17 protein-coding genes are annotated in these 17,684 nt (G+C 71.5%); 9 read left to right on the top strand and 8 right to left on the bottom strand.

The genetic code is table 11. From position 1 onward, the window contains the following. The first annotated feature begins 33 nt into the window (after window positions 1–33). From MTQ12_RS09680 to MTQ12_RS09665, 4 genes are all read left to right on the top strand, one after another. The gene (locus MTQ12_RS09680; protein ID WP_247618430.1) at window positions 34–360 is read left to right on the top strand and encodes a rhodanese-like domain-containing protein; all 327 of its coding nucleotides are present in this window, start codon (window positions 34–36) and stop codon (window positions 358–360) included. 120 nt (window positions 361–480) lie between these two features. Then, the gene (pgm, locus tag MTQ12_RS09675) at window positions 481–2,124 is read left to right on the top strand and encodes a phosphoglucomutase (alpha-D-glucose-1,6-bisphosphate-dependent) (RefSeq protein ID WP_137318316.1); all 1,644 of its coding nucleotides are present in this window, start codon (window positions 481–483) and stop codon (window positions 2,122–2,124) included. A 65-nt stretch (window positions 2,125–2,189) separates the two neighbouring features. Then, window positions 2,190–3,422 (top strand): MFS transporter, encoded by a 1,233-nt coding sequence (locus MTQ12_RS09670; protein WP_247618429.1) that lies wholly within the window; start codon window positions 2,190–2,192, stop codon window positions 3,420–3,422. Between the two features lie 278 nt (window positions 3,423–3,700). Next, window positions 3,701–4,840, top strand: coding sequence for a glycerate kinase (locus MTQ12_RS09665; protein ID WP_247618428.1), 1,140 nt, complete (start codon window positions 3,701–3,703; stop codon window positions 4,838–4,840). Window positions 4,841–5,067: 227 nt separating this feature from the next. Here MTQ12_RS09665 and MTQ12_RS09660 read toward each other — a convergent pair whose 3' ends face one another. Then, window positions 5,068–5,727: a copper resistance CopC family protein gene (locus MTQ12_RS09660; protein WP_247618427.1), complete on the bottom strand. Its 660-nt coding sequence runs from the start codon at window positions 5,725–5,727 to the stop codon at window positions 5,068–5,070. An 86-nt stretch (window positions 5,728–5,813) separates the two neighbouring features. Then, window positions 5,814–6,383, bottom strand: a complete 570-nt coding sequence (locus tag MTQ12_RS09655; RefSeq protein WP_348983873.1) for a low molecular weight protein-tyrosine-phosphatase — start codon at window positions 6,381–6,383, stop codon at window positions 5,814–5,816. Between the two features lie 107 nt (window positions 6,384–6,490). On the opposite strand from MTQ12_RS09655, the gene MTQ12_RS09650 reads away from it, so the two are divergent. After that, entirely contained in the window at window positions 6,491–8,446 is a 1,956-nt protein-coding gene (locus MTQ12_RS09650; protein ID WP_247618426.1) for a M13-type metalloendopeptidase, read from the top strand. Window positions 8,447–8,639: 193 nt separating this feature from the next. Here MTQ12_RS09650 and MTQ12_RS09645 read toward each other — a convergent pair whose 3' ends face one another. After that, a complete protein-coding gene (locus tag MTQ12_RS09645; protein WP_247618425.1) occupies window positions 8,640–10,043 on the bottom strand; it encodes a DUF1684 domain-containing protein in 1,404 nt (467 codons plus the stop codon). Between the two features lie 68 nt (window positions 10,044–10,111). Next, the gene (locus MTQ12_RS09640; protein WP_247618424.1) at window positions 10,112–11,413 is read right to left on the bottom strand and encodes an MFS transporter; all 1,302 of its coding nucleotides are present in this window, start codon (window positions 11,411–11,413) and stop codon (window positions 10,112–10,114) included. A gap of 20 nt (window positions 11,414–11,433) precedes the next feature. Here MTQ12_RS09640 and MTQ12_RS09635 point away from each other — a divergent pair, with 20 nt between their 5' ends. Beyond that, the gene (locus MTQ12_RS09635) at window positions 11,434–12,915 is read left to right on the top strand and encodes a M18 family aminopeptidase (RefSeq protein WP_247618423.1); all 1,482 of its coding nucleotides are present in this window, start codon (window positions 11,434–11,436) and stop codon (window positions 12,913–12,915) included. 120 nt (window positions 12,916–13,035) lie between these two features. Here MTQ12_RS09635 and MTQ12_RS09630 read toward each other — a convergent pair whose 3' ends face one another. From MTQ12_RS09630 to MTQ12_RS09615, 4 genes are all read right to left on the bottom strand, one after another. Beyond that, entirely contained in the window at window positions 13,036–13,362 is a 327-nt protein-coding gene (locus tag MTQ12_RS09630; protein WP_247618422.1) for a hypothetical protein, read from the bottom strand. A gap of 56 nt (window positions 13,363–13,418) precedes the next feature. Next, on the bottom strand, window positions 13,419–13,850 hold the full coding sequence (locus MTQ12_RS09625) for a hypothetical protein (RefSeq protein ID WP_137318325.1): 432 nt from the start codon (window positions 13,848–13,850) through the stop codon (window positions 13,419–13,421). Window positions 13,851–14,017: 167 nt separating this feature from the next. Then, window positions 14,018–14,449 (bottom strand): hypothetical protein, encoded by a 432-nt coding sequence (locus MTQ12_RS09620; RefSeq protein WP_247618421.1) that lies wholly within the window; start codon window positions 14,447–14,449, stop codon window positions 14,018–14,020. Between the two features lie 29 nt (window positions 14,450–14,478). Further along, on the bottom strand, window positions 14,479–15,018 hold the full coding sequence (locus tag MTQ12_RS09615) for a general stress protein (RefSeq protein ID WP_247618420.1): 540 nt from the start codon (window positions 15,016–15,018) through the stop codon (window positions 14,479–14,481). Between the two features lie 138 nt (window positions 15,019–15,156). On the opposite strand from MTQ12_RS09615, the gene MTQ12_RS09610 reads away from it, so the two are divergent. From MTQ12_RS09610 to MTQ12_RS09600, 3 genes are all read left to right on the top strand, one after another. Then, window positions 15,157–15,630: a MarR family transcriptional regulator gene (locus tag MTQ12_RS09610; protein ID WP_137318327.1), complete on the top strand. Its 474-nt coding sequence runs from the start codon at window positions 15,157–15,159 to the stop codon at window positions 15,628–15,630. 177 nt (window positions 15,631–15,807) lie between these two features. Beyond that, entirely contained in the window at window positions 15,808–16,995 is a 1,188-nt protein-coding gene (locus MTQ12_RS09605; protein ID WP_247618419.1) for a PLP-dependent aminotransferase family protein, read from the top strand. After that, a complete protein-coding gene (locus MTQ12_RS09600; RefSeq protein WP_175406821.1) occupies window positions 16,988–17,659 on the top strand; it encodes a CDP-alcohol phosphatidyltransferase family protein in 672 nt (223 codons plus the stop codon). The genes MTQ12_RS09605 and MTQ12_RS09600 overlap by 8 nt, the downstream gene beginning before the upstream one ends. Window positions 17,660–17,684: the final 25 nt, after the last annotated feature.

Genomic DNA, 17,684 nt, shown 5'->3' with positions numbered 1-17,684 from the left:
CCCCGTGTCCGTCCAGCTGTCTACACTGGAGCCATGAGCGAACCGACAGTCTCCGTGACCGAAATCCCCGAGGGCGCGAACATCCTCGACGTCCGCGAGGACGACGAATGGAACGCCGGGCACATCGACGGCGCCCAGCACATCCCGCTCGGCGACCTCCCCGTGCGCTACGGCGAGGTGCCCCTCGACGAGGACGTCTACGTCATCTGCCGCTCCGGCGGCCGGTCGATCCGCGCCACCTCCTGGCTCAACCAGAACGGCTTCGACGCGATCAACGTGCGCGGCGGGATGGGGGCATGGAACCTCGACAACGGCCTGCCGATCGTCTCGGACGCCGGCGAGGAGCCCTGGGTCAAGTAGACCCGGCACCGCCCGAGGACGCCGCCCGGTTCCGCCCCATCATCTCGACAGCCGACCGCATGGCGAGATTTTCCCGGTCCCGGCTACTCCCCACGGCCCGCACTTGGGCATAGTGGGACCATGAGTTCACGCGCCGGCCTCCCCGCCGAAGAATCCGACCTCGTCAACCTTCCCGAGCTGCTCGACGCCTACCACGACGTCGAACCGGATCCTGCGAACCCGGACCAGCGCGTGGCCTTCGGCACCTCCGGCCACCGCGGCTCGAGCCTCAAGGGCTCCTTCAACGAAGCCCACATCGCCGCGATCACCGCCGCGATCATCGAGTACCGCCGGCAGCAGGGGTACACCGGCCCGCTCTACCTGGCCCGCGACACCCACGCGCTCAGCGAGCCCGCCTTCCTCACCGCCCTCGAGGTGCTCGCCGCCGCCGAGGTGCCCACGATGATCGACGACCGCGACGGCTACACCCCCACCCCGGTGCTGTCCCGTGCGATCATCAAGCACAACGCGAACCGCGGCAGCGCCCAGGGCCTGGCCGACGGCATCGTCATCACCCCCAGCCACAACCCGCCGGCCGACGGCGGCTTCAAGTACAACCCGCCGCACGGCGGTCCGGCCGACTCCGACGCCACCGGATGGATCGAGGACCGGGCCAACGCCCTCCTCGAGAGCGGCTGGCAGTCGATCTCCCGCCGCCCGTTCCAGCGCGCATTCCACCTCGAGAACACGACGAACTTCGACTACACCGCGAGCTACATCGAGGACCTCGGACTCGTCATCGACATCCCGGCGATCCGCGACTCCGGACTCCACATCGGGGCGGACCCGCTGGGCGGGGCGAGCGTCGACTACTGGGCGGCGATCGCCGAGCAGCTCGACCTCAACATCGAGGTCGTCAACCCCGACGTCGACCCCACCTGGGCGTTCATGACGCTCGACTGGGACGAGAAGATCCGGATGGACTGCTCCTCGCCGTCCGCGATGGCCTCGCTCATCGCCAACCGCGACAAGTACGACCTCGCCACCGGCAATGACGCCGATGCCGACCGCCACGGCATCGTCACCCCCGATGCCGGCCTGATGAATCCCAACCACTACCTCGCCGTCGCGATCGACTACCTGTTCTCCCACCGCGAGCAGTGGTCGCCGGACACCGCGATCGGCAAGACGCTCGTGTCGTCGTCCCTCATCGACAAGGTCGCCGCCGCTCGCGGTCGCCGCCTGCTCGAGGTGCCGGTGGGCTTCAAGTGGTTCGTCCCCGGCCTCATGGACGGCACCGTCGGCTTCGGCGGCGAGGAGTCCGCCGGCGCCTCGTTCCTCACCCGCGACGGCTCCACCTGGACGACGGACAAGGACGGGATCCTCCTGTGCCTGCTCGCCGCGGAGATCACCGCGGTCACCGGACGCACCCCCTCGCAGCGGTTCGACGAGCTCACCGCGGAGTTCGGCAGCAGCGCCTACGCGCGCATCGACGCCCCGGCCACCCGCGAGCAGAAGGCCGCGCTCAAGCAGCTGAGCCCCGCCCAGGTCACCGCCGACACCCTCGCCGGCGAGGCGATCACCGCCAAGCTCACCGAGGCGCCGGGCAACGGTGCGGCGATCGGCGGTCTCAAGGTCACCACCGACAGCGCGTGGTTCGCCGCCCGCCCGTCGGGCACCGAGGACGTCTACAAGATCTACGCGGAGTCATTCAAGGGCGCCGACCACCTGGCACAGGTCCAGCAGGAGGCCAAGGCCGTCGTCGATGCGGTGATCGGCGGCTGAGGCCGGACCCGGGAGGGTGACGGACGTCATCACCCTCCCCCGCGCGCACTGGCTAGAATCGACTAGTGCTGCGCAACTACCTCGAGATCTTCGCCCTGCCCGGGGCGTTGAAGTTCTCGCTCGCCGGGCTGCTCGCCAGGCTGCCCATCGCAGTGCTCGGCCTCGGCATCCTGCTCTTCATCCAGGGCACCACGGGTTCCTACGCGATCGCCGGGGTCGTCACCGCCACCTTCATGGTGGTGCAGGCGATCACCAATCCGCTCATCGCCCGGCTCGTCGACAACTTCGGCCAGGCCAGGGTGATGGCGCCGGTCGTCGTCGTCCACATCCTCTCCCTCACCAGCCTGCTCGTCACCGTGTACGCCGACTGGTGGACCGCCCTCGTCTTCGTCTTCGCGGGTCTCTCCGGCGGAACCGTCGGCTCGCTCGGCTCGCTCGTGCGCGCGCGCTGGAACGCCGCAGTGCGCACGCCCCGCCAGCTCGACACCGCGTTCAGCTGGGAGGCCGTCGCCGACGAGATCCTCTTCGTCTCCGGCCCCGTCCTCGTCACCACGCTGGCCACCGCGGTCCTCCCGCCGGCCGGGATCCTCGCCTCGATGACGGCGACGATCATCGGCTCCCTCCTCTTCTACACCCAGAAGGCCACCGAGCCGCCGATCATGCGGGCGGTCGAGGGCGACAAGGGGAAGGTCCTCACCAACCTCGGCATCTTCGTCGTCGTGGTCGCCCAGGTGCTGCTCGGCATCAACTTCGGCGCGATCGACGTCATCGCCGTCGCCTTCGCCGAGGAGCAGGGCCACAAGGCCCTCGCCGGCGTCCTGCTCAGCACCTTCGCCGCCGGGTCGCTGGCGGCCGGAGTGGTCTACGGCGGGGTGACCTGGAAGTCGCAGGCGCACCACCGCTTCGCCGTGATGATGGGCGGGCTCGCCGCCGCCACCTGGCTGCTGCTGCTCGCCACCGACATGATCCGGTTCGGCGTCATCATGTTCTTCATCGGCCTGACGATCGCCCCGAGCCTCATCAGCGCATCCTCGGTGGTGAAGAACCTGGCCCCGCCGCGTCGGCTCACCGAGGCGCTCGCCTGGATCAGCACCTCGCTGGGCTTCGGCGTGGCGATCGGTTCCGCGCTCGCCGGCATCATCATCGAAGCCGCCGGCGCCCGCACCGCGGTCCTCGTCCCGAGCGTGAGCTCGACGCTCGCCGCGCTCGTCGTCGCCCTGTTCATCCGCTCGATGGACCCGAGCCGACGCAGCTATGACGCCCGCGCCAACCGCACGGTCGTCGACACCGAGGGCTGAACCCGGGATCCGCGGAGCCTGCCCTCGGCACCGACCTCGACCCCTCCGCCCAGCGCCCCGGAACCGGCCCTCGTCGGCCGACCGGGGAGGGTGCCCCGGATCATGATGACGACGCATTACCCATCGGTTATGCTGTTCTCACCGTGGCGGTCAGGCTGAGAAAGTGTCGGGCTGTCACGGCTCTGTCTTTCCAGGTCAGCGCCCTGTTTCGACTGCTCCGGCGCGCTCGCTGCGACGGTCCGCAGCCTCGCTCCGGCCCACCGCACTACGGTGGGGGTATGCGCATCCTCCTCGCCTGCGACAAGTTCAAGGGCACTCTCACCGCACCCGAGGTGCACGCCCGCCTGGCACCGGCCCTCACCGCCGCCGGCCATACCGTCGAGTCCGTCCCCATCGCCGACGGCGGCGACGGCACCGTCGAGGCCGCGGTGTCCGCCGGCTTCACCCGGCACACCGCCGAGGTGACCGGTCCCCTGAGCACACCCGTCACCGCCGTCTGGGCGGAGTCGGCGGGCACCGCCGTCATCGAGATGGCCCAGGCGAGCGGCCTCGCGCTCGTGACCTCCGCTTGGGGCTCCGCGCCGGATGCGCACACCGCGCTCACCGCCACCTCGGCCGGGACCGGGGAGCTCATCGCCGCGGCCCTCGACGCCGGGTGCACGGAGATCGTGCTCGGCGTCGGCGGCTCGGCGACCACGGACGGCGGCGCCGGCATGCTCACGGCCCTCGGCGTCCGCCTGCTCGACGAGTCGGGCCACCCGGTCCCGGCCGGTGGAGTCGGCCTCGAGCACCTCGCACGGGTCGACACCGCGGACCTCCATCCCCGCCTGCGCGAGGGCAGAGCCCACGTCATCCTCGCCTCGGACGTGGAGAACCCGCTCACCGGGCACCAGGGCGCGGCGGCGGTCTACGGTCCGCAGAAGGGCGCCGGCCCCACCGAGGTCGAACGGCTCGACCGCGCACTCGAGCGCTTCGCCGCACGGGTCCCCGACGGTGCGCATCACGCCGCCCGGACGGGAGCCGGGGCGGCGGGAGGCATGGGCTTCGGAGCCTTCGCGGTGCTCGGCGCGGCCTCCGTGCCCGGTGCCGACTACGTCCTCGACCTCGTCGGATTCGGCCGCGCTCTCGGGACCGCGGAGGCCGTCGTCACCGGGGAGGGGCGCTTCGACGAGCAGACGCTGTCCGGGAAGGGCCCCGGCGCGGTCATCGCAGCGGCCCGGGACGCCGGCCTGCGGGTCCATGTGGTGTGCGGATCGAGCGAGATCCCGGCCGATCAGGCGAGTGGGCTCGGACTCGCCGGGATCCACACCCTCACCGACCTCGCTGCGCTCGCCGACTGCCTGGCCGACCCTGCGCCCGTCCTCGAGCGCCTCGCCGCGGAGCTCCTCGCCCCCGCTCTCGAGGCGCCCGCCGACTGACCCGCGCCGCCCGGCTCGGACATCCCGGACCCGCCTCGGCGCGGTTCGCCCCGGCCCGGCCTCGGCTCCGGTCGGAAACGACGAGTGGTCACAGATCCATGGAATCCCGTAGGGGAATCGTGGATCTGTGACCACTCGCTGGTGCGGGCGGAGCGCGCCTGCACCAGCGGTGCGGGGTCTCCGCCTCAGGGACGGCGGGGCGTGTCCCCCGGGCAGGGGCCTCCGCCTCAGGGCTTGCGGTCGGTGTCGCCCTCGGTGCCGGGGAGGCCCTTGTTCTTGCGCATGAGCAGGAGGACGACCATGACGACGACAGCGAGCGCGCCGACGCCGAGCAGCACGATCATCGGGGTCGACATGCCGCTCGAGGCGTTCTCCGCCTCGCCCTCCTCGAGCGAACCGCGCTGCTCACCGCCGAGCTGCGGCTCCTCGTCGACGGCTCCGGCGCCAAGGCCCGGGCCCTCGCCCTCCTCGGTGCCCGCGGGCGCGGATTCGCCGCCGGCACCGCCGGCGTCCTGGATGGTGAAGGGGATCTCGCCGCTGATCGGGTGGCCGTCGGAGGACACGACGCGCCACACGATGGTGTACTCGCCGGCGCCGAGGTCGGCGGGCAGGGCCGAGGAGACCTTCGTGCCGTCGACGGTGAGCTCACCGGCGGAGACGTTCTCACCGTTGTGCATGACCTGCACCTCGGAGCCCATCTCCTGGACCTCACCGCTGAACTCGAGCTCGATCCATTCCGGCTGGCTGTCGAGCTCCGCTCCCTCCTCCGGGTTCGAGGACACGAGCTGGTCATGGGCGGCCGCGGCGGGCGCGAGCAGCAGGCCGAGGCCCACGAACAGCGCCGCCACCAGGGCGAACAGGGACGTACGAGTGCTGCGGACGGTCACGGAGGCTCCAATCGATTGGCTGCTGGCCCCATTATCCCGCAGACTCCCTGGGAGTTCACCCATCCGGCGCGCCGAGTCGATCTCCGTCACGCGCTCCGGCGGGCGCGGATCTCCTCGACGATGGCGGGCACTGCGGCCTCGACCTGCTCGAGCGTGGTGGTGAACCCGGCCTGGTCGCCGTACCAGGGGTCGGCGACGTCGAGCTCGGTGCCGGTGAGCCCGGCCGCGGCCGGGTCGAAGCTGCGGAACATCCGGATCTCCGGGCGCCGTTCCGCCGGCAGGTCCGCGACCAGGCGCTCGAGCGCGGCCCGATGCCGCTGCGTCATCGCGAGCGCGAGGTCACGCTCGCCCAGCCACTCCGCGGTGATCTGGCGGGCGGCGTGGTCGGCGGTGTCGTAGCCGGCCTCGGTGAGCACACGGACCGCGCGCGGATCGATCGGGTTCCCGGACTCCTCGTCGCTGATCCCGGCCGAATCGACGATCGCCTCGATCCCCTCGGCGGCCAGCCGGCTGCGGAGCACGCGCTCGGCCATGACCGAGCGGCAGATGTTCCCCGTGCAGACCAGCACCACCGAGGCGCCCGCCGTCCCGCCGACGCCCCTGTCCGCGGTGCTCGTCCCCTCCGCCGTCTCCTCTGCACCTCGCGCTTCCGCCACTGCTGCCCTCCATCGTCATCCGTTGTCCGCGGCCGGGCTCCGCGCCCGACCACCGCAACCATGGTCGCAGATGCGCCCGGTGGGCCGGGACCGGATACCGTTGGACCATGACCGAAACTCGACTGCCCCACGGCGACCCCGCGATCAGCGCCCGCGAGGACCTCTTCCGCCACGTCAACGGCGCGTGGCTCGACACCTTCGAGATCCCGGAGGACCGGGCCGGCGACGGCGCCATGCGCGCCCTCTACGATGCCGCCGAGGTCAAGGTCCGCGACCTCATCACCGGACTCGGCGAGCAGGACTCCGAACCCGGCTCCGAGGCGCAGAAGATCGGCGCCCTCTACGCCTCCTTCATGGACACCGACACGATCGAGGCGACCGGGATCGAGCCGGTCGTGCACGACCTCGAGCTCGTCGCCGCCGCGTCCGACCATGCGGAGCTCGCGCGCGTGCTCGGCGCGCTCGACGCCTCCGGGGTGCCCACCGTGGTGGGCGGCTTCGTCTCCGCGGATGCGAAGAACTCCGCGGAGTACATCCTCTATGCGATGCAGGCCGGGCTCCACCTGCCGGACGAGGACTACTACTCCTCGGACGACTACACGGAGATCCGGGAGGCCTATGTCGCCCACGTCGCCCGCGTCTCCGAGATCGCCGATCTCCCCCGCTTCACCGGCCGGCCGCACAACGAGCTCGCCGCGCTCGTCCTCGACCTCGAGACGCGTCTCGCCGAGCACCATTGGGACCGGGTGTCGTGCCGCGACGCGGAGAAGACGTACAACAAGTTCGCCGCCGTCGAGCTCGACGAGCTCGCCGCCGGCTTCGACTTCGCCGCCTGGTGCGAGGGCGCCGGGATCACCGGCCTCGAGTACCTCGTCGTGTCGCAGCCGTCGTTCTTCGTCGGGATGGCGCAGGAGTGGGCGCGCACATCACTCGACGACCTCAAGGCGTGGATGCAGTTCAGCATCGTCGAGGCCTATGCGGGCCTGCTCACCGAGGCCCTGTCGGAGGAGAACTTCGACTTCTACGGCCGCACCCTGTCCGGCACGCCCACCCAGCGGGAGCGCTGGAAGCGCGGCGTCGCCCTCGTCGAGAGCCTGCTCGGCGAGGCTGTCGGCAAGCTCTACGTGGCCAGGGAGTTCCCGCCGGAGTCCAAGCAGGCGATCACCGAGCTCGTCGACCGGCTCATCCGCGCCTACGAGTCCTCGATCTCCGAGCTCGACTGGATGGGCGAGGACACCCGTGAGCGCGCCCTGAAGAAGCTCGCCCGGTTCTCCCCGAAGGTCGGCTACCCGGACGTGTGGCGGGAGTACCCGGCGGAGATGGTCGCCGACGACCTCGTCGGCAACGTCCGGCGCGCCGCGCACGCCGAGCACGTGCGCCAGATCGGGCGGATCGGGCAGCCGATCGACCGCACCGAATGGCTCATGACGCCGCAGACGGTCAACGCCTACTACCACCCGGTGATGAACGAGATCGTGTTCCCCGCCGCCATCCTGCAGCCGCCCTTCTTCGACGCGCGCGGCTCCGATGCCGCGAACTACGGGGCGATCGGCGCAGTGATCGGCCACGAGATCGGACACGGGTTCGACGACCAGGGCTCGCGCTACGACGGCGACGGCAACCTCGTCGACTGGTGGACCGAGGACGATCGCGCCCGCTTCGAGGAGCGCACGGCGAGCCTCATCGACCAGTTCGACGTGCTCGTCCCCGAGGGCCTCGACGCCAAGCACCACGTCAACGGCGCGCTCACGGTCGGGGAGAACATCGGCGACCTCGGCGGCATGTCGATCGCGTGGAAGGCCCTGCAGCTGCTCGCCCGCGACGAGAACCGGGAGCTCACCGAGGAGGAGGGCCGCGAGTTCTTCTACGCCTGGGCCACCGCCTGGCGCTCGAAGTTCCGCAAGGAGGAGCGGATCCGCCGGATCGCGGTCGACCCGCACTCCCCGGAGGAGTTCCGGTGCAATCAGATCGTCAAGAACCTCGACGCCTTCGCCGAGGTGTTCGGCGTGCGCGAGGGCGACGGGATGCACCTCGCGCCCGCGGACCGCGTGTCGATCTGGTGACCTGACCCGGCCGGCACCTCGGAAGCGGCGGGACTGTGGTGGTTCCGGCGGAGTGTGGTGGCGTTGAAGTTCATACTCTTCGTCGGAACCACCATTCTCCGCGCCCGGCCCGCGCGCCGCGGTGGCCTGCGCGCTTCGGCAACCCGACACCTCGGTGGATCCAGCACCTCGGCCCCGGGCCGGGCCGCGGGCCTCAGAAGTTCGTGTGGACGAGCCGGGCGAAGCGCTCGACGAGATCGCGCCAGGTGATGGTCAACGACTCGTTGCGGGTCGCGGCGGGCGCCTCGTCGGCGAGCTTGTCGATCTCGATGTAGCCGATCCCGTCGGACCCCAGGGTGGAGATGTTCGCGCGGAACAGCCCGTCGTCGGCGATGTCCGCGCTCACCGCGAGCGGCAGCCGCCCGAGGTCCGCCGGCATCCCCTTGAAGGTCAGGCGCCCGGCGGTGAGCGTGTCGTGGGCCGCGGCGTGCGTGAGGTACTGGGCGGCCGAACCGCCGCCCACCACCGGCAGGCGGGTCGCCATGACGTCGATGAGGAGCTCGGTGATCTCCGCCCGCCGCTCGGCGCTGAGGTCATCGCCCTCGAACCCGCCGAACAGCACGACGGCGGCGAACCCGGCCAGCGGCGGCAGCGCCTCGCCCTCGGCCACCTGCACGTGGGTGACCTCGAGGCCGTTCTCGTCGAAGCGGGCGAGGATCGACTCCACGCCGGGGGTCGGGCTCGTCTCGATGACGAGGACGGGCGTGTTGATGCCGGCCTCGCTCAGGGTCTGCGTGGGCCTGCGCTCCCCGGCCTCGACCGCGAGCGGGAGGATGTTCTCCGGCACCGGCGCCGGGCAGGTGGCGTACGGGGTGAAGGCGAAGGGGTCGTTGTACACCCGGTTGAAGTCGAGGATCACGGAGTTCCCGGCGTCGGGCAGCCCGATGTTGAGCGTCCGCCAGGTCGCCGTGGTCACGCCGTTGGTGTAGTCGTGGAACCGCACGGTGAGGCCCGACCCGGGGCAGCCGGTGGTCCGGAGCCGGTGGGTGTGCCCGGCGAGCTCGAACTCGACCTCGCCGGAGAGCTGCTCGTCGAGCTCGATCCCCGGCATCGCCGAGGCGATCCGGCGCGGCTCCGGCTGCGGGTACGGGGTGAACGCCGCGCGCACCACCCAGTCCTGGCTGACCGGGAAGGTCGGCACGTCGATGAAGCGCGAGAGCAGCGGCGCCTTGGAGTCGTGGCGGCGCAGGCCGATCGAGCCGTCGCGGTTGAGGAGCTCGTAGAGCACGTGGCCGACGAGGATCCAGTTGAGCGATTCCCCGGGGGCCACCCGGGCGGACATCCGGTCATCGGAGTCGACGCGCACCTCGGCCGCCGGGCCGGGCCGGCCCATGATCTCCAGGGCGTCCTTGCCGGGGCCCGCGCTGGTGCCCGGGGCGAGGGTGAAGTGCACCCATTCGCCGTCGCGCACGAAGGTGCCCGGTCCGCCCTCCCAGGCCGTCGTCTCGCCCTCGTCGAGCCAGGTCAGGCCCGTGAGGCTGAGCCAGCCGAACGGAGTGGCGAGAGCGGACAGGCGCGCATCATGCCATTCGTGCCATTCTGCGGTGTACTGGTCCACGCTCGTCCTCGTCTCGATGATCGCCTTGCTGTTCATAGTAGGGGATCGGCCGCGGGGGCGGGCAGGTCCTACGGCGTCGGGCCGGGTGGGGCGGGTGCGGGGGCCGCGGCAGGGGCGGCGGAGACGCGCGCGGCGCGCCGGCGGGTGAGGAGGACCTGGACCGCGCCGAGCACGAGGAGCAGGGTGAGGGAGGCGAACGACAGCCAGAACCCCTCGCGGTATCCGGCGACGTCGACGACGGCGCCGGTGAGCGCCGACGCCGCGGACTGGCCCACGACGACGCCGGTGGACATCATCGCCATGACGGTGGTCGTGCGCCCGAACGGGGCGACCTCCGAGGCGATCGAGTAGAGCGTGACGAGGCTCGGCCCGATCCCCGCGCCCATGACGAGGAGGGCGGGGACGAGCAGGCCGATGTCGCGGGTGAGCACGAACAGCACCGCGCCGGTGAGCGCGACGCCGGCGAACACGAGCCAGCGGGCGGTGAGGGTGAACCGTTCGGGCAGGAGCACGACGCCGAGCGCGCACACCGCCGAGCCGATCCCCATGATCCCGTAGAAGATGCCCGTCGCATCGGCCTGCCCGAACTCCTGCATGAAGCGGGTGAGCGAGGTGAGCGAGGACCCGAAGAACAGCCCGATCGCCGTCATCCCGGCCACCGGCAGGAGCACGACCGGCCGCCGCACCCACGCGATGGGGTCCGGGGGCCGCACGGTCTCCCCCGCCGAGGCGCCCGCCCGGTGGTCGCGGGCGTCGCGCAGGTGCCCCCGGGCGTAGCGCACGGAGGGGTGCACGGCGAAGGCGATGACGCCGAGCAGGGTGAGCGCGGCGGCGAACTCGAGCGGGACGACGACACCGAGCAGCACCGCGACGAACCCGGTGACGACGGGGCCGAAGACGAACACGAGCTCATCGGTCATCGACTCGTAGGACAGCACCGTCGAGGTCGCCTTGCGGGCCCGGTGCCCGGTGAACTCGGCGCGGATCGCGTGGAGCCAGCGGGTGCGGACCATCGAGGAGGCCTGCGGGGCGGTGAGCCCGATGAGGAGGCCGGCGCCGAGCACGAGGGCGGTGGGCGCCTCGGCGCGCAGTGCGGCGGCGAGGCCGAACAGGGCGAGCGTGTTCGCGACCGCGGCGATGAGGAGGACGATGCGCTGGCCCCAGCGGTCGGCCGAGGCGCCGAGGACGGGCCCGGAGATCGCGGTGCCCACGCCGACGAGGGCGGCCGTGACCCCGGCGAGGGTGAAGGACTCCCGGGTCGAGGAGACAGCCGTCATGACGGCGACGACCGACATCGCGAAGGGCAGCTTGGCGATGAGCGCCAGGGGCAGGAAGCCCCAGCCGAACATGCGTCCGAGGGAGGTGAACACGATTGACTAGGCTACCGGCTATGAGGCTTACGACAGAATCAGCTCCCACCGCCGTCGCCGCCGACCTCGCGGAGTTCGTCACCGAGTCCCCCTCGTCCTTCCACGCCGCCGACGCCGCCCGCCGGCGGCTGACCGCGGCGGGCTTCACCGAGCTCGACGAGCGCGCGGAGTGGGATCTGCGTCCCGGCGGCAGGCACCTGGTGGTCCGCGACGGCGCGATCATCGCCTGGGTGATGCCCGGCGGGGCCGGGGGTGCCGGGGGTTCTGGCGTCGGGGGTGCCGGAGACGCCGCGGGCGCCGGCTCGGCCGAGGTGCCCGGGTTCGCCGTGCTCGGCGCGCACACCGATTCCCCGGCATTCAAGCTCAAGCCCCACCCGGACTTCACCGTCGAGGGGAACCTCCAGGTCGGGGTGGAGATCTACGGCGGCCCGCTGCTGAACTCGTGGCTCGACCGCGAGCTGTGCTTCGCCGGCCGGCTCGTCACCGTCGACGGGGCCGAGGTGCTCGCCCGGACCGGGCCGATCGGCCGCATCCCGCAGCTCGCCATCCACCTCGACCGGCAGGTCAACGACAAGCTCGCGCTCGACCGGCAGCGCCACGTCCAGCCGGTCATCGGCCTCGAGGCGCTCACCGGCGGCGCCGGCGAGGGGGCAGGCGTGCTCGGCGCGCTCGCCGCCTCGGCCGGGGTCGAGGCCGCCGATGTCGTGGCCTTCGACGTCGTGACGATCCCGGCCCAGGAGCCGGCACGGTTCGGTCTGCACGAGGAGTTCCTCGCCTCCCCGCGCCTCGACAACCTGTCCTCCGTGCACGCCGGGATCAGCGCGCTCGCGCTCGTCGAGCCGGCCGGGCTCGACTCGATCCCGCTCGTCGCGGCCTTCGACCACGAGGAGGTCGGCTCGGAGACCCGTTCGGGGGCGAGCGGACCGTTCCTCGCCGATGTCACCGAGCGGATCATCGCCGGCATCGTCGCCGGGGCTCGGGCCGGCGCCGGGCCGGGTGCCGGGGAGTCCGGTCCGGTGGGCGCCTCGGGTGCGGATGCCGCGGGCGGCAGTGGCATCCGGGAGGCGAGCGCCCCGGGTGCGGGGCGCGTGCGCGAGGCGTACCTGCGCGCGCTCGCCCGCTCGGTGTGCGTGTCGTCCGACGCCGGGCACGCGGTCCATCCGAACTACCCCGAGCGCCACGACCCGGTGAACCGGCCGCGGCTGGGCGGCGGGCCGCTGCTCAAGATCAACGCCCAGCAGCGCTACGCCACGGATGCCGTGGGCACCGCGCGGTGGGCGCGGGCGTGCGCGGCGGCGGGGGTGCACTACCAGGAGTTCGTGTCGAACAACGCGATGCCGTGCGGGTCGACGATCGGTCCGCTCACCGCGACGCGTCTGGGCATGACGACCGTCGACGCCGGGATCGCGCTGTGGAGCATGCACTCCGCGCGCGAGATGTGCGCGGTGTCCGACGTCCACGACCTGTTCCGCGTCGCGCACGCCTTCCTCAGCGGCCGCTGAGAGCCCGCGCGGGGCGGCTCTGCGGTGGGAGCGACGCTGCGCAGGGAGCGGTGCCGCGTGCCCGCCGGGGATGATCCCGGCTGGGCCCGGGGCGACGGAGGGCTGGGAACAGCGGCGGGTTCAGCGACGTGACTCCCGCTCCGCCTCCTCCTCGAGTCGGAGCCACTCCGGCTTCCACGCGCGGGGGATCCTGTAACTGAAGCTCCACCCGACGTTCAGCAGGACGACGACGGTGCCGAGGAACACCCAGTGCCAGAGCGGTTCCATGGGAGGCTGCACGGAGGTGAGAACGATTCCGTAGAGCGCGAGGACGGCGATCGCCGCCGCCTGCGGCACGATGGCGGCAGGAAGCCCCCAATAGGGACCCTGGAAATTTTTCAGCCTGGGCCTCACCCGCCGCCACCCCTCATAGGACCCGGAGTACGCGGCCCAGGTGAGGACGACCATCGCGGTCGGCGGCCCGGATCCGATGAGGGCGAGCAGCCCGATGAAGGCCGAGCCGTTCAGCGAGAATCCTTGAGGGCGCGCATGACGTCGTTCGCGGTGGGGTTGGCCAGCTGCGCATTGCGGGTGAGGACCACGGGGGTGGCGAGCGCGCCGTCCATGAGCGCGCGGACCTTCGCCGCGGCGGTCTCATCGCGGTCGACGTCGATGAACGCGAACCGCCCGTCGGTGTTGAAACGGCGCATGAGGGCGCGGCTGCGCGGGCAGTCGTCCTGCCACAGGACCACCGCGCGGCCCGGCGCCAGCAGGTCGTCCGACCAGGGCGTGTGCGGCTTCCGGTTGAGGACGAAGAATGCCAGCACGAAGGAGAGGATGCCGAGGACCACGAAGAGCCAGCCCAGGACGCTGCCCGGGTCCGTGGCGAGCCGGATCACACCGGATGCGGTGAAGAGCAGGGCGGCCGCGAGCTGCAGCAGGTTCGTCATGCGCATGGGGACAAGCCTACGGTCACGGCGGTTCGCGGCCGCCTGGGGGTGGCGCGCTCACGCAGATGCGACTGTTCTTTCTGTCGACAAGCGAATTCCCCTGCACACGACCGTCGATGCAGCTGATTCAGTCGCCGTGGGGAGAAAGAGCTGCATCGAGCGGCGGATCGGTCTCAGGGGACGGGATCGCCGAGCAGCTCGCGGAGGTCCTCGGGGGCGGAGTCGGGGAGGACCCGGCGGCCGACGACCGCAGTGGGCGTGAACCGGTTCCCGCGGTTGAGCTCGCGGACCCGGGTATCGGCGTCCTCATCCAGATGGATGTTGACCCAGGTGATCCGCTCGTCACCGGCGAGGGCGCGGAGCAGGGTGTGGCAGTGGGGGCAGCCGTCCTTCCAGTAGACGACCGCCGCCGAGGTGTCCTCGAGCTCGGGATACCACGCCGTGTGCGGCCGAGGGCCGCTCATCCGGATCGCGAAGATCGCCAGTCCGGCCGCGCCGGCGAGCAGACCGGCACCGGCGGCCGGCCGGTCGACGAGGAACGCCGCCGTCCCGGCGAGGGCCAGAACGGCGGCGAGGGTCCAGAGGAGCCGACGAGGGATGCGCACGGCACCAGGCTAGCCGGGCCCGGCCCGGATCAGCGTCCGGCGGCGAGGATCCGGATGGCCTCGGCGGCGCGCGGCGCCTCGACCTCGACGGTGTACTCGGAGGCCTTGAGGGACTGGACCGAGCGGAAGCTGCGGGCCTTGCCGTTGATCGCGAAGGCGATGAGGCCGAAGATCAGACCCCAGACCGCGCCGAGCGCGATCGTGGAGAGGAGGACGGAGAAGAACCCGATCCCGGCGACGAAGAGGGCGAAGACGAGCCCGAGCAGCAGTCCGATCCAGGCACCGGAGAGCGCACCGAACCCGGCGGCCTTGCCCCAGGTCATGTTCCCGGTGACGTGCTCGACGGTGGTGAGGTCGTGCCCGACGATCCGCACCGTGCTCACCTCGAAGTCGGAATCCGCGAGGAGATCGACGGCGTTCTGGGCCGGCAGGTAGTCGTGGAAGCGGGCGACGATCTCACGGGGGACGGGCTGCACGGTCTGCCCGGTCGCAGGCGACTGCGCGAGGTGCGGGGCGGGGTCCTGTCCGGCAGCGGGGTGTCCTGCGGGAGTTCCGGTGTTCTCGGTCATGCTGTCCTTTCGGTCGAGGGCGCGGATGGTCGTCCGATCCGGCTGGGCGAGGCGAGCACCTCGGGGATTCCGATCGCGCACCGTCCGCGCTAGAATGATTTGATCATACCAACCAAATCTCCGGGAAAGCTGAGCACGATGCCCGAGTGCCCCCGCACCGCCGAGGTCCTCGCCTCGCTGCGTCATGCGCTGACCTCGATCGAGCGCTGGGGCAGCCGGCGCGCCACCTGGGAGCGCCTGAGCGGCGGTGCGGCCTCGCTCACCCGCACCGATGTGTGGCTGCTCGAACGCATCGCCGACTGCGGACCGGCCCGGATGTCCGCGCTCGCCCGCTGGCAGTCGGTGGATCGCTCGACGATCACCGCCCAGGTCAACCGCCTCGAGAGCAACGGACTCATCACCCGCGGCCCCGACCCCGCAGACCGGCGCGCCGTCCAGGTGGACCTCACCGCGGACGGGCACGCGGTGATGCGCGAGCACCGGTCGCGCCTCGCAACGACGATGGAGGACCTCACCGCCGCGTGGCCGGCGGCCGATGTCACCGAGTTCGGTCGACTCCTCTCCCGGTTCGCCCGCGCCCTCGACGACGATCTCGCCGACCGGGCCGACTGACACCGGACCCCACCCAGCCCGACGCACCGGTCCCACCCACGCGCACCCGATCCATCAGGTCGCCCTGCCGCCGGACGCACCACCCGCGTCATGACCCGACGTCATTCGATCCCGACCCCCGGAAACCGCTCTTCCCACACCCCTTGGAACCGGCCCGATCCCCGCTAGCATGAGGGCATGGAATCGGTTCGCTCACACCTCAACGAATACGTGACGACGGTGGGGAAGTCGCCGATCAGAGCCCTGTTCGAGCTCTCGTTCGACCCCACCCTCATCAGCTTCGCCGGCGGCAACCCCGCCTCCGAGCTGTTCGACGTCGAAGGACTGACGAAGTCCTTCACCCACATCATGGAGACCGCCGGTCAGCGGGCCCTCCAGTACGCCTCCACCGACGGGGAGCCCGAGATGCGTCAGGCCGCAGCGCTGCGGACCACGCAGATGGGAGTGCCGTCGACGGCCGCCCAGGTGCTCATCACCTCGGGCTCGCAGCAGGGGCTCGGCCTGCTGAGCCAGACGCTCGTGAATCCCGGCGACGTCGTGCTCGTCGAGAACCCGTCCTACGTGTCCGCGCTCCAGGCGTTCGGGCTCCAGGGGGCGGAGTTCAAGCCGATCGACACCGACGAGGGCGGGGTCGTGCCCGAGGCGCTCGACGCGGCGATCCGGCAGTGGAAGCCCAAGGCCGTCTACATGATCCCGACGTTCCAGAACCCGACGGGCGTGACGATGCCGGAGTCCCGCCGCCGCGCGATCGCGGACATCATCGCCGCCCAGGACACCTGGCTCATCGAGGACGATCCGTACTCCGAGCTCCGCTACACCGACGAGCAGCAGATCCCGATCAGCGCGGACCCGCGGCTCGACGACCGCGCATTCCTCCTCAACACGCTGTCGAAGGTGCTGTCACCCGGGTTGCGGGTGGGCTGGATCCGGGGGCCGGAGGAGATCCTCGAGCGGATCAGCGTCGCCAAGCAGGCCAATGCCCTGCAGACCTCGACGGTGGACCAGCTCGTCGCCGCACACTACCTCGAGAGCAACGACCTCCAGGCGAAGCTCGACCCGGTGAGGGCGGAGTACGCCCGCCGGCGCGATGCGATGCTCACCGGGCTCCGCGAGGTCCTGCCCCCGGGCTCCGCGCTGACCGAACCGGAGGGCGGCATGTTCGTCTGGGCGCGTCTGCCGGAGGGCTTCGACGCCTCCGCGCTCGTGTACGACGCGATCAAGGCCGGCACGATGTTCGTCCCGGGCGCCCCGTTCTATGTCGCCGACCCGGACCCGCGCACCCTCCGGTTCTCCTTCGTGTCGAACACCCCCGAGGTCACCCATGAGGGGCTCGCCCGCCTGGCGCCGGTGTTCGCCGGTGCCTGAACGGCCCGATCCCGAGCCCGAGGTGCGGGCCGGGTCCCCGGGTCCGAGCGCCGAGGTGCCCGCCGGGGACCCCGACCCGCGCGCGACCTCGGCCGCCGGCGACTGGCTCAACGTGCCGAACGCGATCAGCGTGGTGCGCCTCGTCGTCCTCGTGCCGGTGGTGATCTGGCTCATGAGCATGCCGGAGCACCGGATCGCGGCGACGATCGCGCTCGCGGTGTTCGGTGCCACCGACTGGATCGACGGCTTCTGGGCGCGACGCTTCGGGCAGGTCACGCGGGTCGGTGAGATCCTCGACCCCGTCGCCGACCGGCTGGGCATCACCCTCATCTGTGTGGCGATGACGTGGTTCGGCATCCTGCCGCTGTGGATGCTCGCCGTCATCGTGCTCACCGACGTGTTCCTCGGGATCGTCGGCACCGTCCGCCTCGATGCGACCGCGACCTCGCACGTGAGCTGGCTGGGGAAGGGGCGGACCGCGCTCATCATGACCGGGCTGCCGGTCCTCCTCCTGTCGACCGCGAGCCAGCTGCCGGACACACCGCTCCACCAGGTCGGCACGTTCCTGCTGTCGGCGGGTGTGGTGCTCCACCTCGCGGCCGGCGTCGACTACGCCATCCGCCTCATCCGCACCCCCCGGAGCCGCACAGCTTCCCGAAGCTGACTCACTCCCCGGGGCCGCACACCCG

This window comes from Brevibacterium sp. R8603A2 (assembly GCF_023072605.1).
Classification (GTDB): domain Bacteria; phylum Actinomycetota; class Actinomycetes; order Actinomycetales; family Brevibacteriaceae; genus Brevibacterium; species Brevibacterium pityocampae.
This window is presented reverse-complemented; position numbering and strand designations above follow the sequence as displayed.